This window comes from Streptomyces sp. CNX435, assembly GCF_059570575.1.
In genome coordinates this window covers 73,127-99,898 of the sequence record NZ_JCANTA010000026.1, presented here as the reverse complement: position 1 = coordinate 99,898, position 26,772 = coordinate 73,127, and the positions used below count along the sequence as shown (strand labels likewise).

Genomic DNA, 26,772 nt, shown 5'->3' with positions numbered 1-26,772 from the left:
GCCCGTCAGGGGGCGGGCGGGAACGCGGCTCGGATGCGGTTCAGTTCGGCCTTGGTGACCGGCAGGACCGTGCCGTGGCGGGGCCGGGCGGGCATGTCGTAGTCGTCGGGGATGCTCCAGTCCGGATCGTCCAGTTCACGGGTGGTGAAGGGGGTGTATCCGCGGCCGGAGGACTCGTCCATGAAGGCGTACCAGCGGTCCTCGGTGTTCGACTTGAAGGCTGTCGGGCCCTCCAGCCAGCCCATGCCGAAGTCGGTTCTGAGGCAGTCGTCCACCAACTCCCAGTTCCGGGGTTCGGTCTGGGGGAGGTCGACCGCGGTGAGGGACGGGGAGCGTTCGAGGACGATGTCGGCGGTGCAGGAGCCGATGACGCCGTCATCCGTGCTGAAGCGGTAGTAGTGCCGTCCGTCGCGGATGACGGTGGCGTCGATGGAGTTGGCGCCGGTGTCCTTCCAGACGCGGGGCTTGGAGAACGTACGGAAGTCGCGGGTGGTGGCGTACATCAGGCGGGTGTTGACGGTTTCCTGGTGGTCGGGGTCGTCGGCGCGGTAGAGGTTCGACGCCCAGTAGACGACGTAGGCGCCGAGTCGTTCGTCGTACGTGGCCTCGGGTGCCCAGGTCATGCCGGCGGTGTCGGCGGAGACCCGGACGTGGCGCTGCTCGGACCAGTGCACCAGGTCGGTGGACTCCCAGACCTCGATGTACTTGCTGCCGTGCCGCGTCGCGTGGTCCCAGCCCTGCCCGTCGTGAATCTTGAGGTCGGTGGCGAGGAGGTAGAACTTGTCGCCCTCCGGGGAGCGGATGACGAACGGGTCGCGTACGCCCTTCTCGCCCAGGGAGGAGGTCAGGACCGACCGGCCGCCGTTCAGGTCGTCCCAGTGCAGCGGGTCGTTGCCGCGGCTGGCGGCGAAGAAGATCTGCTCGCCGTCGGCGTACTGCTCCCCGGCGAAGTAGGGGAAGAAGTAGCCCTTCATCGGTCGCTTCTCCGGCAGCGGGCGCACCGTCAGCTCGAAGCGCCGCTCGGTCCGGCGGTCCGCGAGTCCGACGGTGGCCGTGAGGGTCACCGGGGAGGGGCGCTCGCCGTGGGCGGGGCGGTGCACCTCGCCGGTCGGGGAGACGGTCGAGGGGTCGGTGGACGTCCAGGAGACGCGGGCGCCGTGGGGGCCCCGGTTCGGCAGGGTGAGGTTGCCGCGGACATCGTCGGCGTCCCAGACGGTGAGCGTGTCGGCGGCCCTGTCCAGTCGCTCGTCGAGGGTGAGGCCGAAGGGCCGGGGAGGCGGCGCGTCGGCGGCGGCTCCGGGCATCGCCACCTGGACCGCCGAGAGGGCCAGGAGGCACGGTATCCAGACGCGGGAACGGGCGCGGACGGACTTCACGTCGGGTCCTCTCGACGACGTAGCATCGCTCGACATACCGAACGACGGTCGGCAAACCGGCCAAACGGTAGAAGGGCCCACCGGAGCGGTCAAGAGGGCGAGCGCGCCACAGCCTGCCCGGGGCCGCCGCCGCCGGGTCGGCGGCGGCCGAGAGGCCGGTCAGGCGGGGGCGACGAGGAGGCGGTAGGCGCCGAGGTGATCCTCGCCGGCGATGGGGATGGTGACGCCTCCGTCCGTCACGGCGTAGGTCTCGGTGAACACCTCGGTCGGCGCCTGGACGACCGTCGTGCGTCCCGATCCGGGCGTGTACTCCAGGGTGGCGGTCACGGAGGAGCCGAAATCGGCCAGTCCGTCGACCCGGACGCTGTTGTCGCCCGCCTCACCGCCGAAGACGATGCTGACCTGCCGCGTCTCCGCGTCGTAGGCGGCGACGGCGTCGTTGTACTGGGTCGGTGTGACCTGGACGATGTCGCCGCTCTGCTCGGCGTACCACTGGTACATCCAGTACGAGGCGGTCGGCTGGTTCTGGTGCAGCAGGCCGTTGAGCGTGCCTGCCTCGTACCAGAACGCGCGCTCGGCGTCGCGCACGCCTTCGCGTTCGAACTGGGCGATGTAGTGGTTGACGGTGCTGGGTACGTCGATCTCGTCGCGGCTTGCGTACTCGTTGAGGGAGATGGGCAGCGGGCCGATGCCCAGCTCCTGCTCCAGCGCGCGGTAGTCGCGGATGTGGGTGTCGACGCCCTGCCAGCCGGAGAGTTCGTGCCAGGAGACCACCTCCGGCACGGTGCCCGAGGCCATGGCGGCGGTGAGGAAGTCCCGCATCATAGTGCGGTTCCAGTGGGTGATGCTGGGGCCCATGATGTCGGTGTCCGGGTCGCTGGCGCGGATGCGTTCGTGGGTGCGGGCCCAGCCCTCGTTGAAGTCTCCGGCGGCGTCCGACCAGGTGTAGTCCGGCTCGTTCCAGATCTCCCATGCGGTGACGTTGGTGATGTCGGGGCGGGCCTGGAGGTCGGCGATCATCCGGTCCACGCGGCCCAGCCAGTCGTCCCAGTTCGTCCAGTAGTAGGGGAAGCCGTCGAAGTGGTCGGCCATGTCCATGGTCATGTCCGCGCCGGCCGCCACGGCGTTGGGCCCGATGTCCAGGGGGTCGCCGACGTGCTGGGTCTCGCCGTTGGGGAAGTGCTCGTGGTTGGGCGGCGGCTGGCGAAGGGTGTTGAGCTTCAGGGGCAGGAGCAGGTCCAGCGGCGGGCGGTCGGGAAGCGCCAGGCCGTAGAGCATCCCGCTGCCGACCTGGCTGACGGGGCGCAGGGGCGTGCTCACGTCGATCTGGAGCGTGCTCTGCGCCTTCGGCCCGTCCGCGACCGCGGCGGCGGCCCGTGACCCGAAGAACGCCGCGCCTGCTCCGGCCGCGGCGGCGGCGGTGAGGAATGTGCGCCTTGACTGAGCCATGAAAGGACTCCTTGGAGATGTGGGGGGGGATCGGTGTGTGCTCAGGACCCTTGTGGGGTCGTGCGGAAGTCACCCGTGGTGACCGGTGCGATGGTGACCGAGTCGATGTCCGGCGCCCAGGCGCCCGGCTCGTCGTTGCCCAGGGTGAGCGGGCCGTCGGTGGTCGTCAGGGTGACGCTGATCGAGCGCTCCCAGAAGCTGTGCCAGTGGTGGTTGTAGCGGAACATGCCGGTGGCCGGGTTGCCGTCCGCGCCGGTTTCGGAGATCTGCAGGCGGCGGTCGACGACCTGCGGGTTGTAAGGGTGGTCGCCTAGGAGTTCGGCGTTCGCGTAGCGGACGACGGCGGTGTACGCGCCCGGCTTGTCGAAGCCCGGCCGGCGTTCGATCTCCAGCGTGTTGGCGGTGTCGTTGCCGAGCTGGCCGACGTACGCGCCGCCGGAGGCGTTGGTGCCGGACTCCTCCGGCAGTGTCGTGACGGTGGCCGCCCCGTGGAGGACCGCGTCCTCGGCTTCGACGGTGACGGCGGCGGCGTCCGCCTGCTCGTTCCGGGTGGCGGTGACCGTGGCGAGGTCGATGCCACCGCCGGAGCTGATCTCCAGTTCGTTGACACCCTCGGCGAGGTGCACCTGCACCGTCGACCTCCAGGTGCCGGCATCCGTGGCCGCGAAGGAGCCGGCCTCGACGCCGTTGACGCGCAGGGCGCCGGACGTGGCCCCGGAGCTGGAGAAGTCGACGGTGACGTCGTGGTAGCCGGACTCCCATGCGGTCACGTACGTCTCGGCGCGCTGTCCGTCGCCGGCGATGTGCGCGCTCCCGGCCGTGGCCGGGTCGTCGTAGTCCATGAGGGCACCGCCCTGGAGGCGCATCGTGCTCGCCGGGTAGGCGGTCGGCTCGCCGTCGGTGACGTCGGTGAGGACGTACTTGTCCAGGGTGATGTCGCTGTTGGGCAGCGCCGTGGTGCCGTCCCGGCTGGCGCGCAGCGACAGCGTGTGCCGGCCGGCGGGCAGTTCGACCTCCGCCTCGGCGCTCCCGCGGTAGTTCCACTTGTCCCGCTCGGACAGGTCGGCGGCGTACTGCACCGTCGTGCTGAACCGGTCGTCGACGAAGAGGGCGTGGCGGCCGGGTGCCGGTGCGGAACCGATCACCTGGAGGCGGTACGTCCCGTCCCTCGGCACGTCGACCGCGAAGTCGGAGCGCGACCCGGTCCGGTTGAAAGACGCCACGTCCGTGTCGCCGGACGCCTGGAACGCCTGGTCGGCCGCGTCCCGTACGGAGGCGTCGGCCAGCTGGGTGTCCTCCGCCTCGACTTCGGTGGTCCACGGCTGGGCCGCCGTGGACTGCTCGACGTCCCGCTGCTGGTCGGGGGTGATGACGACCTGGTAGGCGGCGTCCTCGTCGCGGGTGGGGACGGTGAGGTCCGGCAGGGTGCCGTCCTCGGCGAGTTGCACCCCGTCGTCCGCCCGCACCACGCGCGGGGTGCCCTGGATGCCCTCGGCGCCGGTGAGCGCGATCTCGCGGACCTCGACGTCCACGCTGGCGCCGAAGACGGCCGGGCTCAGCCCACCGGCGTCGAGCGTCACGTCGGCGTCCGTGCCGCCGTAGAGCAGGGTGGCCTTCTTGTTCTGCTCGTCGACGGCGCCGATGCCGCGCAGCGACTTGGGCTGGTCCGGGTTCGGCGGCGTCACCTGTACGGTGTCCGAGCCGGCGAGGTCTCCGTAGAGCTTGAACATCCACCAGCCGCCGTTGGCGCCGTTGGCGCGGGCCATGTTGTCGGAGAAGTTCCCGGCGTAGTTCCAGTAGGCGGTCTGCGCGTCGGCCTTCTCCTCCTCGAACGCCGCGAACCAGCGGACGATGCTGCCGGGCACGCTCATGTCCTGCAGTACGCCCCACTCGCTGATGGTGACGGGGAGTTCGGAGCCGGTGCCGTAGTGCTCGTCCTCCAGCGTGCGGAACTCGCGCATGTGCCGGCGGAAGAGGTCGGGGTCGGAGCCGCCCAGCTCGTGCCAGACGTAGACGTCCGGGCGGACGTCGTGGGCGGCGGTGTACGCGAGGATGTCCCGTTCGCGCCGGTTGGGGTCCGGCTCGGCGGAGCCGTGCCAGCGGGAGTGGCCGGGGCCGCCGATGCGCGGATCGACCTCGCCGCCGAGTTCCCGGTCGTAGATCTCGTGGACGAGCTCGTAGACCGTGGTCCAGTCCGCCGTGAACCGGTCCTTCATGGCGGACCAGTCCTGATACCAGATGTAGTCCGGCTCGTTGAAGGGGATGAGGAGGTACTTCTCGGGGTGATCGGTCTCGGTGGCGATCCGGGTCACGACGTGGCGCACCACCTCCAGGTAGTCCCAGGTGCCGTTGCCGCCCTCGGTCCAGGAGCCGTCGGACTGGTCATAGGTGCGGGTGTCCTCGGGGCGCTCGGCCGCGTGGTACGGCCAGTCCGGGTAGAAGTCCTGGAGGTAGACCGCCAGCTCCCGGCCGTGCTTGTCGAAGAACCCGTCCTCGATGCGCAGTGCGTCTCCCGACGGGTGCTGCAGGCCCCCGGGCGGCTTCTGCGACGAGTTGGTGATGTGCGCGCCGTTGATGACGGCCTGCGTGGGGGAACCGTCGTCCCCGAAGCCGTAGAGCGTGCCGCTCGCGCCGCCGCGGAACTCCCCCGTCGTCCGGGCGAAGTCGACGCCCAGCACCTCGGCTTGGGCCGCCCCGGCGGCGCCCGGCGCCACCAGCGTCGCCGCGGCCGTCACGGCCGCCGTGACCACGGCTGCCGTGACGGCCGCGGCCCGTCTGTGCAACGGTCTTCTCATGGGGGTCTCCTGTTGTGTCCGACAGCGATTCGTCCCGGTGCGGTGCGGTGCGGTCGAGCGTTTCCGCGCCTACTTGACGGCTCCGCCGGTGATGCCGGAGACGATGCTCCGCTGCGCGACGACGAAGACGGCGATCATCGGCAGGCTCATCAGGGCGATGTAGGCGAAGATCAGGTGCCAGTTGTTGAGGTAGAGCTGCGCGCTGGCGACCTGGTAGAGGTTGATCGGCAGCGTGGCGTCGTCGCCGCCGCCGAGGATGAAGAAGGCGTAGAAGATGTCGCTCCAGGCGTAGAGCATCACCATGATCGTTGCGGTGGCGATGACGGGGCGGAGCAGGGGGAGGATGATGCGCAGGAAGATCTTCAGCGGCCGGGCGCCGTCCATGCGGGCGGCTTCCTCCAGCTCGTACGGGATGGCGCGGATGAACCCGGTCATGAAGAAGATCGACGTGGACAGGTACATCGCCGTGTAGACGGCGATCATCCCGGGCCGGGTGCCGGCCAGGCCGAGCTGGCGCAGCTCCAGGACGATCGTGATGATCGCCGGCGGCAGCAGCAGGCCGCTGATGCACACGGCGTACGCCGCGGCGACGAGCTTGCCGCGGCGGCGGGCGAAGACCCAGGCCGCCGCGGCGCCGAGGACGAGCACCAGGACGACGGCCGGGACGATGACGAGCAGACTGTTGAGGAACCCGCGCAGCATCTCGCCCTCGTGATACGCGTCCGCGTAGTTGGCGGCCGGCTGCCAGTCGCCGGGCGGGTCGAGGTTGGGCCGGACGGCTTCGCGCTGCGGCTTGGCCGAGGTCGCCAGCACCAGCCAGAGCGGCACGCCGATGGCGACGAGGGCCAGCAGGATCACGATGGCCGGGCGCAGCCGGCGCCACAGTGGGCCGTATGCGGTCACAGCATGGCCTCCCGCCGTCGCAGCCCCGTGATGAGGGGGACGGCCATGGCGATGACGATGAGGAACAGCACCAGGCTCATCGCCGACGCCTGGGCGTACAGGCCCTGGCCGAAGACGCGGAACATGTAGATGTTCATCACTTCGGTGCTGGATGCGGGGCCGCCGGCCGTGGTGGCCTGGACGATGTCGAAGGTGTTCATCGAGCCCAGCAGCGAGGTGGTGACGTTGAAGGTGACGGCGGGCGCGAGCATCGGGAAGCGCACCGACCGGAACATCCGCCACGGTCCGGCGCCGTCGGCGCGTGCGGCCTCGGTGATCTCGGTGGGAATGCCCTTGAGCCCGGCGAGGTAGATGAGCATGGCCAGGCCCATCCACTTCCAGCCGTGGATGGCGGAGACGAGAACGATGGTCCAGGTCGTGTCGCCGAGCCAGGGGACGGACGTGCCCAGCGCCTCGTTGACGGCGCCGTCGGTGTTCAGCAGCGCCTGGAAGAGGTAGCCGACGCCGAGCGCGGAGATGAGCACGGGCAGGAAGAACAGGGCCCGGAAGAGGCGGTTGAAGCGGGTGTCCCGCTCCAGCAGCAGCGCCAGCACCAGCCCGAAGAGATTCTGGAAGAACGCGGCGAGGACCGCGTACACGAGCGTGATGCGGATGGCCCGCCACAGGGTGCCGTCGTCGACCACGCGGCGGAAGTTGTCCAGGCCGAGGAAGCGGATCTCGCTGTGGTGGGCGGACCAGTCGGTGAAGGGATACCAGAAGTTGAGCAGGTTCGGCAGCAGGAAGAACCCGCCGAAGACGATGACGGCCGGGAGGGCGAACCACCAGGGGTGGTGGACGGCGGCGGCGGAGACCCGCCCGGGGCGTCGGCTCCCGCCGCGGGTGGCCCGCCCGGGAGCCGGTCGCGACCCGGGCCCGGCCTTCCGCGCGGTAGCGGCCCGGCCGGTGGCGGTGTGCGCCACGGTGAAGTCCTCTCTACGCGTCCTGGTGGGTCAGAAACCCTCGGCGCCCTGGGACTGGGCGATTTCGGAGAACTGGTCCTGCACGAACTCGGCGACCTCCTGCGGCGTACGCTCCCCGAAGATCATGTCGGCGAGGGCGACGTGCAGCTCGGGGGCGACGATGGCGCGGGCCTGGAACACGCCGTAGGCGTCGGGCAGCGCTTCGACCTGGTCGGCGGCCGTCTGCGGCAGCCCGTCGGGTTGGGGCACGTCCGGCCGGACGGAAGGGATCTGCCGGGCCGCGATGTAGTCCTCGTAGCCCGGCCCCAGCCAGAAGGCGAGGAACTGCCGGGCCGCGTCCTGCCGCTTCTCGTCACCCGTCTTCAGGGCGACGACACCGTTGGTCTGGTCCGGCGAGTACAGGCCGCGGGCGTCGGAGTTGGCGACGGGGAACCAGCCGATGTTCTCGTCGATCTCCTTCGTGCTGTGCTGGGCCTGCAGTTGGGACTGGTAGGAGGTGACGTTCAGGGCCATGGCGGAGGAGCCGTCCCAGACGGCCTCGCCCTGGCCGGTGAAGGTGCCGGTCTTGTAGTCCTCCTGGGCCAGGCCGGAGTCGAGCAGGTCCTCCTTGTAGCGCTTGACGGCGTCGACGACGGCCGGGTCGGTCCAGGACTCCTCGTTGCGGTTCAGGCCCTCCCACCAGCTGTCCGGCTGGTCGGTGAGCTGGACCTGAACCTGCCACTGCAGCGGCCACTTGTCGCCGCCGACTTCGTAGAACGCGTCCGCGTCGGTGCGCTCCTCGATGGTGCGGGCGACCTGGAGCAACTCGTCGTAGCTGGTGGGGTGATCCTCTTCGGTGAGCCCGGCCTCGGCGAAGACGGCCTTGTTGTAGTAGACGCCGAGCATCGCGGGGCTGGTGACGATCGCCGCGTAGCGGGTGCCGTCGATGACGCCGAGGGACTTCTCGATCGGGCCCAGCCGCCGCTCCCACGGCTCGCCGTCCAGCGGCAGCAGGTTCCGCTCCGGGTGGACGAACGGCAGGGTGCTGATGCTGGGCTGCCAGAACATCAGGTCGGGCTTGTCGCCGCTGGCCAGCCGCGTGGGCACGTTCTGCTCGTACAGGTCGGGGATGGCCTCGGTGTGCACCTCGGCGCCCGTCTTCTTCTCGAACGCCTCGATCACCTCGTCGGCGGCGGTCGCGGTGTTCTGCGCGGTCCAGAAGGTGAGTTCGACGCCGTCCAGGCGGGCGGTCGGGTCGACCCGCGACCGCTCACCCGCACCTTCGGGCGAGGTGCCCGCGGTGCTGTCACTGCACGCGGTCAGAGCGAGGGCGGAGGCGCAGAGGAGGGCTGTCCAGCAAGTGGTCCTTGGCATCGGGGACTCCGGAAGGCTGCGGGTGGGTACGGAACGGCCGAGCGGCGGTGCGACGCGGGCGGATCGCCGCGGGTGCGGTTGGCCGGGGCCTGCGTATGGCGCTGTACCGGAGAGTGGGGGGTCGGGGTCGGCGGAGCCGGGCTTGATTCAGTTCTCGGGGCGGCGGGTCGCCGGGCCGGTGCTCTCCCGGACGATCAGCCGCGGTGTGTCCAGGGGGTGCGGTGCGACGGGGTCGCCCTGCTCGACCAGGCCGTGCAGGAGGGAGAAGCAGGCGCGCCCGACGCCGGTGAAGTCCAGTCGTACGGTGGTCAGCGACGGCGCGAGGAACGCGGCGTGCGGCGCGTCGTCGAAGCCGGCGACGCTCACCTCGCCCGGGACGTCGCGCCCCGCCTCACGCAGGGCGCGGAGCATGCCGAGTGCCAGGTCGTCATTCCCGCACAGCACCGCCGTCACGTTCGGATCCTCGGCCAGCGTTCGGCCCGCCGCGTAGCCGTCGGCCGGGGTCCAGCCGCATCCGACGGCGTCCGGGGCGGGCACCCCCGCGGCGGTGAGCGCCTCCCGCCACCCGGCCGCGCGCTGTGAATCGCCCTCGCTGTGCGTGCTGGAGGGGATCGCCAGGTAGTGCACGGTGCGGTGGCCGAGTCCCAGCAGGTGCTCCGTGGCCTCGCGGGCCGCCGCGCGGTCGTCGGTCCACACCCACGGGCTGCCTTCGGCGGGCGGCTCGGCGGGCGTCTCCACGGCGGCCACCAGGGGCACGTCGGCGGGCGCCAGCCCCAGGGCCCGGACGCCGGCCCGGTCGTACGCGATCACGATCAGCCCGCCGCCGGCGTCGGTGACCCGGATCAGGGCCTCCCGCACCACGTGCGGGTCCTCGGACTCCAGCACGCTGATGCCGACGGAGAACGACGCGGCCCGCGCGGCTTCTTCGACGCCCTGCAGGACGGCCGCGTACCCGTAGTGCGTGGTGTTCGCGGTGAGCACCGTGACCGACCGGGACCGGCCGCTGGCCAGCGCGTGCGCGGTGGCGCTGCGCCGGAAGCCGAGTTCCGCGATGACCGCCTCGACCCGCTCCCGGGTGCTCGCCCGCACGCTGGGGTGGTTGTTGATGACCCGGGAGACGGTCTGGTACGACACCCCGGCCGTCACGGCGACGTCGCGGATGCTCACCGACCGCGGGCCGCCCTGACTCCTTGTGTGACCGGTCACATTCACGGCAGGATTGTGACCGGTCACACGGGGGTCGTCAAGAGAACCGAAACGGCCAATTCATCAGGAGGCAAGCATTGTCCGGTATCGCTGCGACGGATGCCGACGAGCGCATCCGCTGGGGCCACTCCGCCCTGACCGTCGAGTTCGCCCCGGCAGCCGACGGTTCCCTGCGGACCGTACGCTTCGGCCCCCCGGACAGCCCGCGCCTCCCCCTGCCGCAGGCGACCCCGGTCATCGAGGTGCTGGCACTCGGGCACGGCAGCACCTGGTCCGGGCGCCGCTCCATCGACACCGCCATCGGCGCCCGGCTACGGCTGAGCGGCTACGACACCGACCGCGACGACGACCGGCACCGCCTGCGCATCCGCCTCACCGACGACGACAGCGGCCTCGCCGCCGAACTGCTCCTCGACTCCTTCGAAGGGCAGCCCGTCGTACGCGCGCAGGTCCACGTCACCAACGAGGGGATGGAGCCGGTCACGCTGCTCGCCGTGTCCTCCCTCACCCTCGGCGGGCTTCCCGCGCCCGACGACCTCGACCTGCACGGGGCGGACAACGACTGGCTGGCCGAGTGCCGCTGGCGCCGCCGCCCCCTGCGCGAGCACCTCCCCGACCTGCATCGCGCCGCCCACGAGCACGACAGCCGCGGACGCATCGGCTTCAGCAGCCGCGGCAGCTGGACCACGGACGGCCACCTCCCGATGGGTGCCCTCACGCGGCGCACAGGCGGGCGCTGCTGGATGTGGCAGATCGAGACGGCCGCGGGCTGGAGCTGGGAGTGCGGCGAGCGCGAGGAGGGCACGTACCTGGCGCTGCACGGCCCGACCGACACCGAGCACCAGTGGCGCCGGCGCCTGCCGCCCGGCGCGCGCTTCCGCACCGAGCCCGCGGCGCTGGCCGTCACCGACGACGGTTTCGACGGCACCCTCGCCGCGCTGACCGCGTACCGCCGGCGCATACGCCGCCCGCACCGCGACCACCACGCGCTTCCCGTCGTCTTCAACGACTACATGAACACCCTGTCCGGTGACCCGACGACGGCCAAGCTGCTGCCCCTCGTCGACGCCGCCGCCCGGGCCGGCGCGGAGTACTTCGTCGTCGACTCCGGCTGGTACGACGACGCGAAAGCCGGCTGGTGGGACAGCGTCGGTGCCTGGGAGCCCGCCACCAGCCGCTTCCCCGGCCCGCGCGGCATCCACGAGGTGTTCGACCGCATCCGCCACCACGACATGGTGCCGGGCCTGTGGCTGGAGCCCGAGGTCGTCGGCATACGCAGCCCGCTCGCCGGCAAGCTCCCCGCGGAGGCGTTCTTCCGCCGCGACGGCGTACGCATCCGCGAACACGGCCGCCACCATCTCGACCTGCGCCACCCCGCGGCCGTGGGGCACCTGAACGAGACCGTCGACCGGATCGTCGGCGCATGGGGCATCGGCTACCTGAAGCTCGACTACAACATCAGCGTGCCGCACGGCACCGACGGCAACGGCGCCGACAGCCCCGGCGACGGCCTGCTCGGACACGCCCGCGCCTACCTGGACTGGCTCGGCTCCGTCCTCGACCGGTACCCCGACCTCGTCGTCGAGAACTGCGCCTCCGGCGGCATGCGCATGGACGGCGCGATGCTGCGCGTCGCACAGGTGCAGTCCACCAGCGACCAGCAGGACTACCACCGCTACCCCCCGATCGCCGCCGCCGCCCCGACGGCGGTGCCGCCCGAGCAGGCGGCGGTCTGGGCGTACGCGCAGCCCGAGTTCACCACCGACCAGAACGCCTTCCTCCTGACCGGCGCCCTGCTGGGCCGGATCCACCTCTCCGGACACCTCGACCGCATGTCCGACACCCAACTCGGCCTCGTCCGCGACGCGATGAAGGTCTACCAACGGATCCGCCACGACCTGCCGCAGGCTGTTCCCTTCTGGCCCCTGGGCCTCCCCGGCTGGACCGACCCCTGGCTCGCCCTCGGCATGCGGGCCGGCCACACCACGTACGTCACGGTGTGGCACCGCGAAGGCGAGCCCGCCGGGACCACCCTGCCCCTGCCCCATCTCCAGGGCCTCGCCGCCCGCGTGGACATCCTGTACCCGACGACACCGCCCGGCACCGCGACCTGGTCCACCGCCCCGGGCGAGCTGACGGTCACCCTCCCCCGGACCCCCACGGCATTGCTGCTGCGTCTGACCACCTGAATGCACTGACACCTCCGGCGACCAGCGGGTGAAGGGCCGGCCGGGCGCTGTCTGTTCCCGCCGGGGCGCGTTCTGTATGTTCTGTCGCGTGTGGGGAGAACTCCGCCGACGGTGGCGGGCCGGGCGACACGGGGCCGGCCGGGAGCTGGAGTTGGAGCGGGAGCTCCAGGAGTGCCGGCTGGCGCTGGCCGAGCGCGAGGGGGCGGTGCGGCGGCTGCGAGCTGACCTGGACCGGGCCCGGGGCTCGTCGGAGGACGAGGCGGCGCGCGAGGGGCATGCTCGCGTCGAGCAGCTGGTGGAGGCCATGGGAGCCGCGCTGGTCCAGCTGGCGACGCAGGCTCAGCTGCACGACAGCGGCAGCGTGCAGGTGCGTACGGACGACGTGGTCGCGGTCGGTGCGCGGTTGCTGCGGGCGTTGCGCGCGGCCGGTGTGGACGCCTTCGGCACGCTCGGCGAGGAAGTCGCGTTCGATCCGGACCGGCACGACCCCCTGAGCATGAGCAGCACACCGGAGGCGGGGACGCTCGTACGGATCCGGGTGGTCGGCCTGTGCTACGGGGACCGCGTCCTGCGCCGGGCCGGGGTCGAACCGGTCGCCGCGGACCGGGAGTCCTGATGGCGGGCCGCCTGGGGGTCGACTTCGGCACCAGCAACACCGTGGTCGCGCTCTGGGACGAGGCGGCCGGTCAGGGATCGGCCGTGCGCCTGACCGACTACGGGCGGTCGTTCGGGCAGGGTGGTGACCGGGTGCCCGTGGTGCCGTCCCTGATCCACTACACCGGAGACCGGCGGCGGCTCCTCGGCGAACAGGTGCTGGCCCGGAACCTCTACCACGCCGCCGGCACGTTCCGGTGGATGAAGCGCTACGTCGGCAACCGCAGCCCCCTGACGATGGCGGCGAACGGGCGGCAGGTCTCCCCCGCCGAAGCCGGCCGCGACTTCCTCTCCGCGGTGCTGGCGTTCGCCGCGGTCGAGACGGGAGCCGAGGGCGAGGAGGTCGCGCTGACCGCGCCGGTGGAGTCCTTCGAGCACTACGAGAACTGGCTGGGCGAGGTCGCCGAGGCCGCGGGCCTGAGCCGCTACCGGTTGATCGACGAGCCGTCCGCGGCGGCACTGGGCTACGGCGCGCACATCCAGCCTGGGCACGTCTACCTGATGTTCGACTTCGGCGGCGGCACGGTGCAGGCCGCCGTGGTCCGGGTGCAGGACGAGGAGGAGCGCGCGGCGACCGGGCGCACGTGCCGGGTGCTCGGCAAGGCCGGCGACGAGCTGGGCGGCGCCACCGTCGACCAGTGGATCTTCGAGGAGCTGCTGGCGCGCAACGACCGTCACGACAGCGACGACGACGTACGGCGCCTCAGCCGCGCGCTGCTGGTGGAGTGCGAGCGCGCAAAGGAGACACTGTCCGCGCGGGAGCACGCCGAGATCAGCGTGCTGGACCCGGACACCGGCGCGGCGCTCGGCCTCGAACTGGTCCGGGACGGCGCCGCGCGGGGCGATCGGCGGCTCGTGTCGTTCGAGGAACTGCTGGACCGCCGGGAGCTGTTCTCCCGCATCGACCGCGTGGTCCGCAGAGCGGTACGGGACGCGTCGAACCGGGGCTACGACGAGGACGACCTGGCGGCCGTGCTGATGGTCGGGGGAAGCAGCCTGATCCCCTCGGTACGGCGGACGCTGGAGCGGATCTTCGGGCGGGACCGGGTGCTCTCCGAGCGCCCCCTGGACGCGGTCGCGCGCGGGGCGGCGGCGTTCGCCGCCGGCACCGACTTCTACGACCACATCCAGCACGACTACGCGGTCCGCTGGTTCGACCGGCAGGCCGGGCGCTACGAATACCGCACCTGCGTCACCGCGGGCACCGCCTACCCGAGCACCGAGCCGGTGCATACCATGACCGTGAACGCCACCCACGACGGACAGACCGAGCTGGGTATCGCGATCTACGAGCTGAGCCGGCACCGCGGCGGCGGCGAGAACACCGAGTTGGTGTGCGACCCGTCCGGAGCGTGGCGGGTGCGTACGGTCCCGGCCGACGAGGAGCGCCACCGGTTCTGGCTCAACGAGCACAGCCCGACCTTCCTGCGCGCCGATCCCGCCGCGACGGCGGGGCAGGCCCGGTTCCGGGTCGAGTTCGGCATCGACGGCAACAAGCGGCTGCTGCTGACGGCCTACGATCTCGTGAGCGGACGGCTGACACACCGGGACTTCCCGGTGGTGAAACTGACCTGACCTGCGGGGTAAGGAGAACACCGTGGAGTTCCAGGAGATCGAGGTGGCGATAGCGCCGGACGGCACGACACGGATCGAGGTCCACGGCGTCCCCGGCCGCGGCTGCCTCGACCTGACGGCCGCGCTGGAGGAGGCGCTCGGCGGCGAGGTCGTCACCCGCGAACTCACGGCGGACGCCTACGCGGTGACCGACGAGCAGGTGCCGGACCACCTCCGGCGCGGACCGCAGACGTGACCGTGCCCGCGCGGCTGCGGATGCACGGGTTCGAACCGTTCAGCGTCGCCAACGGACCGGGCACGCGGGCCGTCATCTGGGTGCAGGGCTGCACCCTGGGCTGCCCGGGGTGCTTCAACCCAGAGACCCACGACCGGGCGGGCGAGGAGGTCGAAGTGGCCGAGCTGTACGGGCGCGTGGCCGGGCTCGCGGACCGGGTCGAGGGCGTCACGATCACCGGCGGCGAGCCGTTGCAGCAGCGCGGCGCCGTGCTGGAACTGCTGCGGCGGATACGTAGCGGGACGAGCCTGTCGACGATCCTGTTCACCGGCTACGACTGGCCCGAGGTACAGCGGATGCGCGAACTCGACGAGCTGCGCCGCTGCGTCGACGTGCTGCTGGCCGGGCGGTACCGGCAGGAGCTGCGGGTCGCCACCGGACTGCGCGGATCGTCCGATAAGTCCGTCCAGTTGTTCTCGGATCGCTACACCCGCGCCGATCTCGACGCCGTGCCCGAGGCCGAGGTCATCGTGCGACCCGACGGCAGGGTGACGCTGACCGGCATCGACCCGCCCACGGGGTGGTGAGCGGCGATGCGCGACGAGAAGGTCGAACGGCTGGCCCGCTTCCTCAGATCCGGCGAGTCGCTGCTGATCTCGCCACGGCGCGCGGCGAGGCGACTGGCCAGGGCGGGGACGCCGGACGCCGTGCGCGCCCTGGCCGAGGAACTGGCCAGAGGTTACGACCGCGGCGGGCGCGAGGTCGCGCGGCGGGCGCTGGCGCGGCTGGACGACCAGGGCGCGATCGACGCGGTGTGCCAGGTCTGGAGCTATCGGCGCAGCGATGAACTCGACCGGCTGGTGGAGCGGAACGGCTGGATCGCCTCACATCCACCGCATGTACGGGTGCGCACCGCGCTCCGGGTCGGCCGCCCGGACGTGCTGGGCGGCGACGAGCCGACCGTGCAGTCGATGGTCGGCATCGCCGACGGCGACCGCGACCCGCAGCTACGCGCCCGGGCCGCCGCCGCGCTGGCCGGGCTGGGCACCCAGGAGGCCCGCGAGCACGTGTGTGCGGCGGCCATCGACGGCGGAAGCGCGGCAGCGCTCGATGCGGCGGTCGCCGGCGGGTTCGCGCCGAAGGACCCCGGTCGCCGCGCCGTGCTCCTGTTCCTCACCGAACAGCTGGATGCCTACGGACAAGTGGACTTCGACGGGCGCCTGCTGCGTGCCGCGCACGAGGCGGCGGAACCGGATCTGCGCGCCCGGCTGGCCGCGGTGGCGCGGCGGACCGGTCGGCTGGACTGGGTGCGCGCGGTGACGCTCGACCGCTCCGACGAGCGGCTCGCGGCGCTGTCCGACGACGAGTGGAACACCTCGCGCGCCACGCTCGTCGGCGCCGGGCGGTGGGCGGACGTGTGGCGGCTGGCCCTGGCTGCACCCCCACTTTGGGCGGTACGGCTCCTGCGGGACCTCGGCTCGTCCGGATGGCTCCCGCAGCCGGCGGCGGAGCGGGCCGACTGCGAAGCGCTCATCGGGCTCGCCGAACGGTGCGACCGGTATCCGGTGGACCGTCTGCTACTCGATCCCGGAGGAGCCCGTGCGGTTCGTGCCCTCGCCGTCTCCGACGACGGCGAGGTGCTCGCCGCCGGCGACGACAGCGGAGTGATCACGGTGTGGTCGCTGCCCGAGGTGCGGCGGCTCCACCGGATCTACGCGAGCCCCGGCACCGTCACGTCGATCGTCATCGGCGAAGGTGCTCTCGTCGCGACCGGTTCGGCCGCGATGACTTCCTGGCGGCTGCGGGACGGCGCGGAGCTGGCGCGAGCGCACGAAACGCGGGCGAACCTCCTGCTCTCGCCGGACGGCACAAGGCTGTTCTCCATGAGCTACGAAGGCAAGCCGATCGTGTGGGAGTGGCCGGGGCTGCGCAAGGTCCGTACCGCGGAGGATTTCCTCGGCTCCATGGCCGGCGTCGTGGCCACCCCCGGCCGGGAACTCGCGGCCGGCCTGGGAAGAGGGAATGTCCAACTGTGGGAGATGCCGTCCGGCCGCCTGCGGGAGCGGATATTCGGCTACGGCCCGGTGGCGCTCGCGCCGGATGGCAGCTTGCTGGCAGGCAGACTGCAGGAGCCGTGGCCGCCCCGGGGGAACGGCGAGATGGCGCTGTGGCATCTGCCCTCTGGCGAGGTCGCAAGCTCGTTCACCGCTCATGCGGGCAACCTCATGAGTCTGACGATCACCCCGGACGGCAGCCTGTTGGCCACTGCGGGCAGCGAAGGGACGGTGCGCCTGTGGCGGTTGCCGTCCGGTGAGCCTGCGGGCGTGCTGGAGGTCCACAAGCGCCCGGTCTCCTGGGATATCGACCACGAGGACGAGGTCGTTCGCCTCACGGTCACGGCGGACAGCCGCTTCCTGATCAGCGGCAGCCGCAACGGCCGCCTGCGGGCGTGGTGGCTGCCTTCCGGGGAGCCCGCCGACGCGCCGGAAGGACTCGGGTCGGAGGTCACCTCGCTCACCGTTACACCCGGCGGATACGCGGTCGCCGCGAGCAACGCCGGTTCGCTCCGGCTGTGGCAGCCCGCGGTCCTGTCGCAGGCGCGCATCCCGGCAGGCCGGCTCGGACCCGCCATGGTCGAGCAACTGCGGGCGTCCGCGGGCGTTGCCGGGCAGCCCTGGGTGGATCTCATGGCAAGGATGGCCTGGCGCCGTCACCGGCACGACGTGGAGATCGGTGACGGTTCGACAGCAGCCGCCGCGACCGACATCGAGCTTCGGGAGTGAGCCGCGTCGAGGACGACGAGACCGCCCGGCTGGCCGCCGAAGTGGACGCCCGCGGGGCGCTGTTCGGCGCCCGGCGGCGCCGCCGCGCGGCGCACCGACTGGCGGCGCTGCGCACGCCGGCGGCCGTACGGGCGCTGGCGGCGGCGTACGGCGGCAGCCCGGATCGCGCGGTCGTGTCGATCGCGGGCACCGCGCTGGTCGCCACCGGCGGCGACGACGGCGACACCCGGCTGTGGAGGTCGCCGACCCCGGCCGGATCCTGGGCACGACCGACATCGAGGTGAGCGACGGATGAGCGACGACCTGATCGACGGCCGAGGGCTGTTCGGGGCACGCCGTCGCCGGCGCGAGGCGCAACGGCTCGCCGAAGCGGGCACTCCGCAAGCCGCCCGCACGCTGGTCCGGGTGCTGCTGCAGGGCGCGGACGGGCAGCTCGCGGAGATCGCCGAGCGCGGTCTGCGCGGGCTCACCGACCAGGCCGCGATCGACGCGCTGTGCGAGGCGCCGCTGACGTACGGCGACCCGCGGCTGACCGCGCTGATCGACGAGGCCGGCCACCGGCACTCCGACCCCGCCCGCCGCGCGACCCTGCTGTTCCTGGCCGGCGACTTCGACGCCTACGCCGAACTCGACTTCGACGGCACGATGCTGGCGGCGGTGCGGGCCGTCGCCGACGGCCCGCTGCGTGCCCGGCTGGCCGCGCGCGCCCGCGAGTCCGGACGGATCGAATGGGTACGGGCGATCGCCCCCGCACGGCCCGGTCCCGGCACGGCCGACGTGTCGGAGGCGGAGTGGGACGCCGCGATCGGCATCCTGATCGCCACCGGACGTCTGGACGAGCTGTGGCGGCTCGTACAGCACGCCCCGCCGGTCTGGGGGGCGCGCATCCTCCGCGAGCTGGGCCGGCGGGGATGGCGACCGCCCGACGGCCCGGATGCCGCCGGATTCGACGAGCTGACCACGCTGACCGACGCCTGCTCCGACGAGCTGTCCGCGGGGCTGCTCAGCCCCGAGCCGACCTGCCGGCTGGGCGGCAGCGGCCACGGGAGCGTGAGCCTGACGTTCACCGCGGACGGCTCGATGCTGGTCGTCGGCAACGCCGGCGGTGACCTCCGTACGTACCGGATGGACGAGGAACCCGGGACCGGCTTCTCGGCCATCCGCAGCGACATCAGCGGAATCAACGACGTGCTGGCCGTACCGGCCACCGATCTGGTGGCGCTCGCCGGCACGACGGAGTGGGAGATCCGCCGGGCGGAGCGGCAGCACCTCACCCGCCTGCAGACCGGGGTACCCGGTCTCCCGGAAGGTGCCGTCGACCTGGCTGCCACGCCGGACGGCCGGTTCCTGGTCGGCGCAGGTGGTGAGGGCCTCCTCGTGTGGCGACCACCGTGGCGGGAACCGGAGCTCCTGCCGTCCCCCGAGCGGCTGCACCGGATCGCCGTGTCACCGGTGGGTGGAGGGCTCGCGGCGACCCTCGGGCGGCGCAGGCCGGCCGTGCGGCTGTGGAACCTGTCCGCCGGCGAGCCCGCGGGTCTCTTGACCGGGCACAAGGGCGCGGTGCACTGCCTCGCGACGACACCGGACGGCGAGTTGCTGGCCAGCGGGGGCAGGGACGGCACCATTCGGCTGTGGCGGCTGCCCTCCGGTGAGCCGGCCGGCGTCATCGAGGCCGAGCGCTCCAGCGTGATGGACCTGGCGGTGACCCCGGACGGCAAGCTGCTCGTCAGCGCCGGGGGTGAGGGCGCGGTGCGGCTGTGGCAGCTGCCGTCGGGAGCGCCCGCGGGCGTGCTGACCGGGCACAAGGACAAGTCGTGGGTGTCGCGCGTCGCGGTGCGGCCCGACGGGACGTTGCTGGCCAGTGGGGGCAGCGATATGACCGTACGGCTGTGGCGGCTGCCCTCGGGGGAGCCCGCCGGCACCCTGACCGGCCACACCGGACTCGGGATCATCACCGACCTGGCGTTCTCCCCCGACGGCACCCGGCTCGCCACCGGCGCGCACCGGAACATCAGTAGTGAGGGCAGCGCCGCGCTGCTGTGGCGCCTCACGCATCCGGCGGTGTGGGCGGCGACCCGGACGCCGGCCGGCGCGCTCGGCACCGACACGTACGACCTGCCGGAGGCCGTGACCGACGACCGGGAACGCGCCTGGGCGCGGCTCGTCGCCGGGCTGGTGCGGTGGCGCCGGCGGCACGACGTCGAGCTGGGCGACGCCGCGCCCGGCGCGCCCGGCGGCAGCGACATCGAGATCGACCGGGGAACGTCCGGTCGGCTACGTTCATGAGGCTGGTCAGCAAAGGGGCTTGGGGGTATTCGGTGGGTTTCCAGATCGACCTCGACCTGTACCTGCGCGCGCGGTACACCCTGATCGTGGCCGTGACGGTGGAGGAGGAACGGGCGTTGGAGGCGGTTCGCGCCGTGTGCGAACGCGGGCGCCGCCGATGCTTCGCGTGGGATCTCGCCGAGGGATTCGAGGCGCTGCACGGCCAGGGCGGGGCCCTGCCCACCGCGCGCGACCCGATTTCGGTGATCGAGCAGGTGGAAAAGGCCGAGGACGGGGCTGTCTTCGTACTCAAGGACTTCCACGACTGCTGGACCAATCCGCAGGTGAAACGCAAGCTGCGCAGCGCGGTGCAGCGGCTGAAGTTCACCCGCAAGTCGGTCATCGTCATCTCGCCGAACCGCACGGTGCCCGAGGAACTGCGGGACGAGGCCGTGGTGATCGGGCTGCCGCTGCCGGACCGCGGGCAGCTGGACGAGGTGCTGGGCGGGCTGACGGCGACACCGGGCGTGAAGGTCGACCTCACCCCGGCCGGCCGGGAGAAGCTCGGGCAGGCGGCGCTCGGTATGACGGCCGCGCAGGCACGCCGCGCGTACGCCAAGGCGATCGTCCGGGACAACGCGCTCGACGACCGGCACATCGAGGCCGTCGTGCAGGAGAAGAAGGACGTCATCAGGGAGAGCGAGGCGCTGGAGTTCTATCCGGTGCACGAGACCCCCGACGACGTGGGCGGGCTGGACGTGCTCAAGAAGTGGCTGCGGCTGCGGGAGCGGGCGTTCACCCAGGAGGCCCGCGACTACGGTCTGCCCGCGCCCAAGGGCATCGCGCTGATCGGGATTCCGGGCACCGGCAAGAGCCTCACCGCCAAGATGATCGGCGGGCTGTGGCGGCTTCCGCTGCTGCGGCTGGATGTCGGTGCGCTCTTCGGTTCGCTGGTCGGGGAGGCCGAGGAACGCACCCGCCGGGCGTTGCGGCTCGCGGAGACGGTCGCGCCGTGCGTGGTGTGGATCGACGAGATGGAGAAGGCGCTCGCGCACGGCGGCGGCGATTCCGGCACCAGTACCAGGGTGTTCGGCACCATCCTGACCTGGATGCAGGAGAAGACCGCGCCGTGTTTCGTCGTCGGCACCGCCAACGACGTCGCCAGTCTGCCGCCCGAGGTCCTGCGCAAGGGCCGCTTCGACGAGATCTTCTTCCTCGACCTGCCGATCGCCGACGAACGTGCGGAAATCGTCGAGGTGCACCTGCGTAAACGCAGAAGGCTGCCGGCGGACTTCGACGTCGCGGCGCTGGCCCGCAGTTCGGAAGGCTACGTGGGCGCGGAAATCGAGCAGGCCGTCGTGGACGCCATGTACGTGGGTTTCAACGAGGGTCGCGAATTCACCACCGGCGACATTCTCACCGCGCTCGCCCGGCAGGTGCCGTTGTCGGTGTCGCAGCGCGAGACGATCGGCGCGTTGCGCGCCTGGTTGCGGGAGGGCCGGGCGCAGTCGGCGTCCTTTGCCGAGACGAGGGAGGCGGAAAGCCGGTTCGTCGTTCCTCTCGACCCGCTCGAACCGTACGAGCCCCACGAACCCGGTGAATTCCAGAAGTGACGGAGTCGTCGCATGTCTCATTTCAGCGTGCTCAACACGGCATTGACCGACACCGACGCGCTGTGCGCCGCCCTCGCGGACGTCGGGTACCGCGAGGTCGAGGTGCACGACACCGCTCAGCCGCTGCACGGCTACCGCGGCGACCGGCGACAGAACACGGCACACGTGATCGTCCGGCGTAAGCACATCGGCCGGCTGTCGAACGACATCGGTTTCCTCCACCGGGAGGACGGCCGCTTCAGCGCCGTGATCAGCGACTACGACCGCCGCACACACGACACGGCCTGGCTGGGCAGACTCACCGCGCGCCACGCCTACCACGCCACCACGGCCCGGCTCGCCGAAGAGGGCTTCCACCTCGCCGAGGAGATCACCGAACGGGACGGAACCGTGCGCCTGGTCCTGCGCCGGGTGCGGTAAGTGGTAAGCGGTCAGCAGTCCGCGGTCAGGGGTCAGCGCTCCGCGCTCCGCGCGCTGCGGGAGCGGATCCGGTCGACGGCCGCGCCCGGGTGAACTCGCGCCGTCGCGCTCAGCCGACGACCGCCCGGGCCGTGGCCAGCAGTTCGGGGACGGTGCCCTCGAAGTCCTCCAGCAGCAGCATGGCCACCGCCCACGCCTCCACGTCGTCCCCCAGCCGGCGGGCGACCAGCGCACGCGCCTCGCGGCACACCTCCGTACGCTCCGGCGACATCAGACACCGGACGACCCGCGGGGCGGGCCGGGCCTCGTGCAGGACCACCCCGCGCAGTTCCGCGGGGCATCCGTCGGTCTCGCCCAGCACGACCAGCAGCGGATCGGGCAGCGGCTGCTCGCCGTGCGCGGCCAGCAGCGCCGCCCACGGCACCGGTTCGCCCGTCTCCTCCGTCAGACGCTTCACCCCCTCCGCCGCGCCCTTCTCCGACCGGCGCCCGGCGGCGCGCAGGTACGCCGCCCGGCCCGGCGGCGACCATGCCTCGTCCGCCCGCGTACGCAGCAGGGCCAGCCCGTCCTCGGCCGAACCGTCCGCCCACGCCCGCTCCGCCGACTTGCGGACACTCGCCGACAGGGGATGCGACCGGCCACGCCGCCCGGGGAACTCTCTCTCGTCCAGCAACGCACGCACCTCCCCCGGCCCGGCCCGCTCCCACAGCCGCAGCACCAGGCGGAGCTGGGCGGCGGGCGTGTGCAGCTTGACCCGCCCCAGCAGCTCCCGCACCAGCTGGGGGTGACCCGACTCGATCGCCGGCATCAGCAGACTGCGGTTCTCGTCGGCGTACTCAAGCTTGAGTCGCGCGACCACGGTGTCGACCAGCTCGCCGCTCAACGGCAGTGGCTCCGTGCCGCCGGCGCCCGGCGGCCGGCCGGCCATCAGCGCACGCCGATGCGCGTCCGAGAGCGTGTGAACGTAGAGTCCCGCGTTGACCTCGGAATCGCCGAGACCCAGCACGTACGACTGCATCGCGTCGTCGAGGACGACCCGCACTCCCATGTCCGTCAATGTCCTCGGGCCGCGCAGCCCCATGACGTGGTCGCGCACCTCCGTGGACACCCCGCCGGCGAACACCAGCATCATCTGCACGATCTCGTCGTGCATGTGCGGCAGCACCGCGCACTGCACGTCCTCCGTGGCGTGGTGCAGCAGCAGCATGAGCGCGCGGTCCGTCGTGTACGCGTCCCATGTGCGGCGCCGCGACAGCGGCGTGTCCTCCCCGGCGTGCCGCGGCGCCTGGGCGACGGCCTCCGCCACGAGTTCGGCGACCGATCCGGAGAACTCCGGCAGCAGGCTGATCAACGCCTGCCAGGCAGGCACCTCGGACCCGAGCCGCGCGGCAAGCCCGGACAGCGCCGTGCCCGGGGCCGTCGGCGACAGCTCCTTCTGGTACGGGAGGCAGAAGGCGGAAAGGACGCGGACGGCGGGCCGTGCCACCGTCAGCGGCCACTCCGGCGGGAACCACTCCCCGGCCGGCCCCACTTCTATGACCCTGCGCAGCTCGCCTTCGGTGCTCCGGTGCTCCCAGCGGTCGTTCAGCAGCCCCTTGCGGGGGACCGGCCGCAGCTTGTCATCGGTGAGGGCGAAGTCCGGCCGGCGGTAGGCGGCGGCCACCAGTTCGTCGGGGCAGCCGGGGAGCAGCCACAGCTTGCGGATCTCCTCGTTGTCGAGGGGCTCTTTCCGATGCCGGGCGAGCACCTCCTCCCAGTCCACCCTGCCGTCCGGCTGAGACGCTCGCTCTGCCCGATCCAGCTCGTGGCGCCACTTCTTGTGCAGGACACCGTTCGGGTGCGAGTGGGTCACCGCGCGCCAGGCGATGGCCGCCACCGTGGGGTGAAGCTCGGCCCGTGCCATGCACTCGGCAAGGTGCTCCCGGCCGCCGCCCGCCTCGAACCGGCGGAGTAGCTCCACCTGCTTCCGGGGCGGCATGCGCCGGAGCAGATCGCGGGCGTGGCGGCCGACCTCGGGGAACGGGCCGTCCACCGCCGGGTGGAGGGCGAGCACATCGGTGCTGTCCAGCAGCGTGGGCACCAGCCCGCCCGGCTCCCGCCAGCCCGGGTCGTCCGGGGTCCGCGCCGCCGCCGCCAGCACATCGGCGCGCAGCTCCCGCAGCGACTCGCGGAAGCAACTGCTGTCGTAGGGCTTGCTGTCGGGGTCGAGGGCGTAAAGCGACACGGCGAGCCGGGGGTCGCCGAGGGTGGCGAGCCGGCGGCGGGCCCGATGGCGGGCCGGATGGAGGGGGTACCGCCAGCGCCCGCCGGCGATGGCCGCCAGTAGTTCGTCGTCGCACGCGTCGATGGCCTGCTCCACCAGCCGCGGCGGCATCGGATCGCCGCTGCGGGCCAGCGTCAGGATGTCCTTCCGGAACCGGACCCCCAGCGTCGCGAAAACGGCCGACGGGGCCAACCGGGATGCCGCGGACAGGGCGGCGTAGGGCTCGGCGCTTGCCATGATCTCCCTGAACGTTCTCGGCGAAGTTCTCGGCGCTCGCCTCCGCGCCCGTTCGCATGACGGCCGGGAATTCGTCGCGTTCTGCGGCGATCCGAAATCTCCCGGCGGTCACGAGGCATGATGCCTCGCCGGACCTTGACGAAACCTGTGCGTAAACCTTGACGGACCCGGCCGGCGTGCCGTCTCCACGGACCATGAATCACAAGTACATGCAAAATGGTCGACGGCATACAGCGTGATATCTCAACGGGAGGGACGAGAGTGCGAAAGGCATTTTCGTGGGCGGCTGCGGCGGCTCTCGCGGGCCTGCTGTCCGGCTGCGGCTCCGGCGACGGCGGGGACGACGACCGGGGGCACGCCACCCAGGCGCCCCGCAAGTCGCCGGCTGATTCGGCTTCCGGGGACCCCGCCTCCGCGCGCCCGTCCGAGCCGGCCGAACGCCTCACTTACACCGTCGGCGAGGAGAGCGAACCCCTCACCTGGCGGGAGGAGGGCGACGAGGGTGAGCGGGCGGCGACCGCCACGATCCGGGTCACCGTCGACAGCGTGACCACGGGCCAACACTCCGACCTGCAGGGGTATTTCGAGCCAGCCGACGTCAAGGGCCTCCGGCCGGCGTTCGTCCGCCTCAGCGTCGAGCACGTCGACGGCGACCCGCTGGAATACACGTACGCGGGCTCGAACGTCACGCTGCTCGACGCGAGCGGGCAGCAGGCCCAAACCGTGCTGTCCGCCGTCCCGTTCGACATCGGAGGCGCCTGCCCCTCGGACAAGTCCGGCATGATCGAGCGTCTGGACGCGAGGGAGGTGGAAACCCGGTGCGAAACCCTCCTGGTCTCCGAAGCGAGCGATCCCGCCGAGGTCAACTGGTACCGGGGCCCGGGAAACTCCTGGTACGAGACCGAGGACAACATCACCTGGACCGTCCCGGCCACATCGTGACACGGCGCCGGACGGCTGTTCGTGCAGTCGGCCCCGTCGCAGACAGTTGTGAACACGTCGTGCCGACTCGGGACAAGGCGATTGCTTATCATCGGCCGATGCGTTCACGGAAACCTGGGACCCGCGGGGTCGGCGCGGCCGTCGCGGTTTCGCTGTTACTCGCCTCCTGCAGCGGCGGGGGCGACCGTTCCGGTGCGGCGGAGTCTTCGTCGAAGGCTGCGGCCGGTGAAGCGGCCGGAAAGGCGGCCGGGAAACTCGTCATGGCCGGACAGGGGACACGGCCTGCTGCCGGTAAGCCGGCACGGCAGCCGCGTCCCGGCGACCTCAACGGCGACGGCTACGACGACGCCGCGGTCGCCGTCGGCGCGGACCGGATCGCCGTCGTGTACGGCTCCGCGCGCGGGCTCGACCCGCGTACCCGGAACACGCTGCGGGCCGAGTCGGCCGGGCAGGAGGTCACCGGCGTGCCGTGGGCGCAGTTCGCGCGCGGCGACCTCGACGGGAACGGCTTCACCGACCTGCTGGTCACGTTGGAGACCGGGCAGCAGTACGCGCTGTGGGGCGGCCCGCACGGCGTGACCGGACCGGCACGGCTCGCCACCGGCACAGCCGTCGTACAGGGCACGGAGAGGGCCGGCTGGGAAGAAGGCCGTGTCGGTGACTTCGACGGCGACGGCACCGCGGACGTGTACCGCCTCGCCGAGTACGACCGCGGCGGTACACCGTCCGGGGGCACCGTCTCGTACGGGCCGTTCAACCGCGACGGGAAGCCCGCCCGCACGCAGCAACTGGACGAGAGGCGTTCGGCGGACTCCGCTCCGTACAAGGCGGTGGCGGGCGACTACGACGGCGACGGGCGTGATGAGCTGACGGTGTGGTTCCGGTGGACCGACCCCGAAGGAGAGGGCGACGGCCTCACGGACCTCGTGGCCGTACACCACTTCCGCGGCGGGCCACGGGGGCTCTCCCTGGCTCGGAACGCGAAAAATGACGAGGGGTTCGAAGGGGTGCCGGGCGACGCCGACGGGGACGGCGACGACGAACTCCTCAGCATCGCCATGGACGGGGCCGAGCGGACGCTGACCATGTCCGTGAACCAGGACCCCGGCCACCGGACACCGCCGGCCGAGGTCATCACGGGCGTCGAGGGCGGCGACGCGGAAGGGCGCGCGGTCGGCGACGTCACCGGCGACGGCAGGCCCGACCTCGTCGTCTCCTCCCCCTACGCCGACGTGCAGCAGGGCCTGGTCCACCTCGTCCCCGACGTCGCCCGCGCCACGTCCGCGACCCGCCCCCAGTCCGTCGGCCTGGACACCCCCGGCGTCCAGGGCGCTTCTCCCCGGCCCTACTCCCGCGTCCGCTTCGAGTCCCGCCCCCCGCTGCTCGACGTGGACGGCGACGGCCGCATGGACGTGGTCGCCCAGACACAGCGCGGGCGCGAGCTGCGCGGCCTGTGGCTGCTCCCGGGCTCCGGCACCGGGCTGGACGCCGCGGGCTCACGCTTCGTCTCCGCGAAAGAACTGGGCCTGCCGGCGGCGGACCGCTGAACCCGCGGGCTGCGCCGGACAGCGAGGCG

General features: G+C 72.1%; 20 protein-coding genes. 12 read left to right on the top strand and 8 right to left on the bottom strand.

From position 1 onward, the window contains the following. Positions 1–5 precede the first annotated feature (5 nt). The 7 genes from T328_RS30885 to T328_RS30855 form a co-directional block, all read right to left on the bottom strand. Complete coding sequence (locus tag T328_RS30885; RefSeq protein ID WP_496499528.1) at positions 6–1,376, bottom strand: immunoglobulin-like domain-containing protein; 1,371 nt, start codon at positions 1,374–1,376, stop codon at positions 6–8. A gap of 159 nt (positions 1,377–1,535) precedes the next feature. Further along, a complete protein-coding gene (locus tag T328_RS30880; RefSeq protein WP_496499527.1) occupies positions 1,536–2,825 on the bottom strand; it encodes an RICIN domain-containing protein in 1,290 nt (429 codons plus the stop codon). Positions 2,826–2,866: 41 nt separating this feature from the next. Further along, positions 2,867–5,620, bottom strand: coding sequence for a hypothetical protein (locus T328_RS30875; RefSeq protein WP_496499526.1), 2,754 nt, complete (start codon positions 5,618–5,620; stop codon positions 2,867–2,869). A 69-nt stretch (positions 5,621–5,689) separates the two neighbouring features. Further along, entirely contained in the window at positions 5,690–6,523 is an 834-nt protein-coding gene (locus T328_RS30870; protein WP_496499525.1) for a carbohydrate ABC transporter permease, read from the bottom strand. After that, positions 6,520–7,482, bottom strand: a complete 963-nt coding sequence (locus tag T328_RS30865; RefSeq protein WP_496499524.1) for a carbohydrate ABC transporter permease — start codon at positions 7,480–7,482, stop codon at positions 6,520–6,522. Before T328_RS30865 ends, T328_RS30870 begins: the two co-directional genes overlap by 4 nt. A 30-nt stretch (positions 7,483–7,512) precedes the next feature. Further along, complete coding sequence (locus T328_RS30860; protein ID WP_496499523.1) at positions 7,513–8,835, bottom strand: ABC transporter substrate-binding protein; 1,323 nt, start codon at positions 8,833–8,835, stop codon at positions 7,513–7,515. A 147-nt stretch (positions 8,836–8,982) separates the two neighbouring features. Then, on the bottom strand, positions 8,983–10,068 hold the full coding sequence (locus T328_RS30855) for a LacI family DNA-binding transcriptional regulator (protein WP_496499522.1): 1,086 nt from the start codon (positions 10,066–10,068) through the stop codon (positions 8,983–8,985). Positions 10,069–10,118: 50 nt separating this feature from the next. Here T328_RS30855 and T328_RS30850 point away from each other — a divergent pair, with 50 nt between their 5' ends. The 10 genes from T328_RS30850 (at position 10,119) to T328_RS30805 (ending at position 21,754) form a co-directional block, all read left to right on the top strand. After that, positions 10,119–12,230 (top strand): glycoside hydrolase family 36 protein, encoded by a 2,112-nt coding sequence (locus T328_RS30850; RefSeq protein WP_496499521.1) that lies wholly within the window; start codon positions 10,119–10,121, stop codon positions 12,228–12,230. Between the two features lie 88 nt (positions 12,231–12,318). Then, positions 12,319–12,846: a nucleotide exchange factor GrpE gene (gene grpE / locus T328_RS30845; protein WP_496499520.1), complete on the top strand. Its 528-nt coding sequence runs from the start codon at positions 12,319–12,321 to the stop codon at positions 12,844–12,846. Continuing rightward, complete coding sequence (locus T328_RS30840; RefSeq protein WP_496499519.1) at positions 12,846–14,459, top strand: Hsp70 family protein; 1,614 nt, start codon at positions 12,846–12,848, stop codon at positions 14,457–14,459. Before grpE ends, T328_RS30840 begins: the two co-directional genes overlap by 1 nt. A gap of 22 nt (positions 14,460–14,481) precedes the next feature. Then, complete coding sequence (locus tag T328_RS30835) at positions 14,482–14,694, top strand: DUF2997 domain-containing protein (RefSeq protein WP_496499518.1); 213 nt, start codon at positions 14,482–14,484, stop codon at positions 14,692–14,694. Beyond that, a complete protein-coding gene (locus tag T328_RS30830; RefSeq protein ID WP_496499517.1) occupies positions 14,691–15,260 on the top strand; it encodes a 4Fe-4S single cluster domain-containing protein in 570 nt (189 codons plus the stop codon). The genes T328_RS30835 and T328_RS30830 overlap by 4 nt, the downstream gene beginning before the upstream one ends. Before the next feature lie 6 nt (positions 15,261–15,266). Beyond that, positions 15,267–17,456, top strand: coding sequence for a WD40 repeat domain-containing protein (locus tag T328_RS30825; RefSeq protein ID WP_496499516.1), 2,190 nt, complete (start codon positions 15,267–15,269; stop codon positions 17,454–17,456). Next, positions 17,453–17,740 carry a hypothetical protein gene (locus tag T328_RS30820; RefSeq protein WP_496499515.1) on the top strand — a complete coding sequence of 96 codons (288 nt, stop codon included), beginning with the start codon at positions 17,453–17,455 and terminating at the stop codon, positions 17,738–17,740. The genes T328_RS30825 and T328_RS30820 overlap by 4 nt, the downstream gene beginning before the upstream one ends. Positions 17,741–17,747: 7 nt before the next feature. Further along, positions 17,748–19,742: a WD40 repeat domain-containing protein gene (locus T328_RS30815; protein ID WP_496499514.1), complete on the top strand. Its 1,995-nt coding sequence runs from the start codon at positions 17,748–17,750 to the stop codon at positions 19,740–19,742. Continuing rightward, entirely contained in the window at positions 19,739–21,334 is a 1,596-nt protein-coding gene (locus T328_RS30810; protein WP_496499513.1) for a Ycf46 family AAA ATPase, read from the top strand. Before T328_RS30815 ends, T328_RS30810 begins: the two co-directional genes overlap by 4 nt. 12 nt (positions 21,335–21,346) lie before the next feature. After that, positions 21,347–21,754 (top strand): DUF1257 domain-containing protein, encoded by a 408-nt coding sequence (locus tag T328_RS30805; RefSeq protein ID WP_496499512.1) that lies wholly within the window; start codon positions 21,347–21,349, stop codon positions 21,752–21,754. 109 nt (positions 21,755–21,863) lie between these two features. On the opposite strand, the gene T328_RS30800 is transcribed toward T328_RS30805, so the two are convergent. Then, positions 21,864–24,254, bottom strand: a complete 2,391-nt coding sequence (locus tag T328_RS30800; protein ID WP_496499511.1) for a hypothetical protein — start codon at positions 24,252–24,254, stop codon at positions 21,864–21,866. Positions 24,255–24,515: 261 nt separating this feature from the next. Here T328_RS30800 and T328_RS30795 point away from each other — a divergent pair, with 261 nt between their 5' ends. Together T328_RS30795 and T328_RS30790 are read left to right on the top strand one after the other, a co-directional pair. After that, positions 24,516–25,196 (top strand): hypothetical protein, encoded by a 681-nt coding sequence (locus T328_RS30795; RefSeq protein ID WP_496499510.1) that lies wholly within the window; start codon positions 24,516–24,518, stop codon positions 25,194–25,196. A gap of 260 nt (positions 25,197–25,456) precedes the next feature. After that, complete coding sequence (locus T328_RS30790) at positions 25,457–26,743, top strand: FG-GAP and VCBS repeat-containing protein (RefSeq protein WP_496499509.1); 1,287 nt, start codon at positions 25,457–25,459, stop codon at positions 26,741–26,743. Positions 26,744–26,772 lie beyond the last annotated feature (29 nt).

What these genes read in the sequence shown, in the direction of transcription:
- T328_RS30875 (WP_496499526.1), bottom strand. Translation starts at nt 5,620, where the DNA reads ATGAGAAGACCGTTGCACAGACGGGCCGCGGCCGTCACGGCAGCCGTG.
- T328_RS30825 (WP_496499516.1), top strand. Translation starts at nt 15,267, where the DNA reads ATGCGCGACGAGAAGGTCGAACGGCTGGCCCGCTTCCTCAGATCCGGC.
- T328_RS30790 (WP_496499509.1), top strand. Translation starts at nt 25,457, where the DNA reads ATGGCCGGACAGGGGACACGGCCTGCTGCCGGTAAGCCGGCACGGCAG.
- T328_RS30860 (WP_496499523.1), bottom strand. Translation starts at nt 8,835, where the DNA reads ATGCCAAGGACCACTTGCTGGACAGCCCTCCTCTGCGCCTCCGCCCTC.
- T328_RS30815 (WP_496499514.1), top strand. Translation starts at nt 17,748, where the DNA reads ATGAGCGACGACCTGATCGACGGCCGAGGGCTGTTCGGGGCACGCCGT.
- T328_RS30840 (WP_496499519.1), top strand. Translation starts at nt 12,846, where the DNA reads ATGGCGGGCCGCCTGGGGGTCGACTTCGGCACCAGCAACACCGTGGTC.
- T328_RS30805 (WP_496499512.1), top strand. Translation starts at nt 21,347, where the DNA reads ATGTCTCATTTCAGCGTGCTCAACACGGCATTGACCGACACCGACGCG.
- T328_RS30800 (WP_496499511.1), bottom strand. Translation starts at nt 24,254, where the DNA reads ATGGCAAGCGCCGAGCCCTACGCCGCCCTGTCCGCGGCATCCCGGTTG.
- T328_RS30810 (WP_496499513.1), top strand. Translation starts at nt 19,739, where the DNA reads ATGAGGCTGGTCAGCAAAGGGGCTTGGGGGTATTCGGTGGGTTTCCAG.
- T328_RS30880 (WP_496499527.1), bottom strand. Translation starts at nt 2,825, where the DNA reads ATGGCTCAGTCAAGGCGCACATTCCTCACCGCCGCCGCCGCGGCCGGA.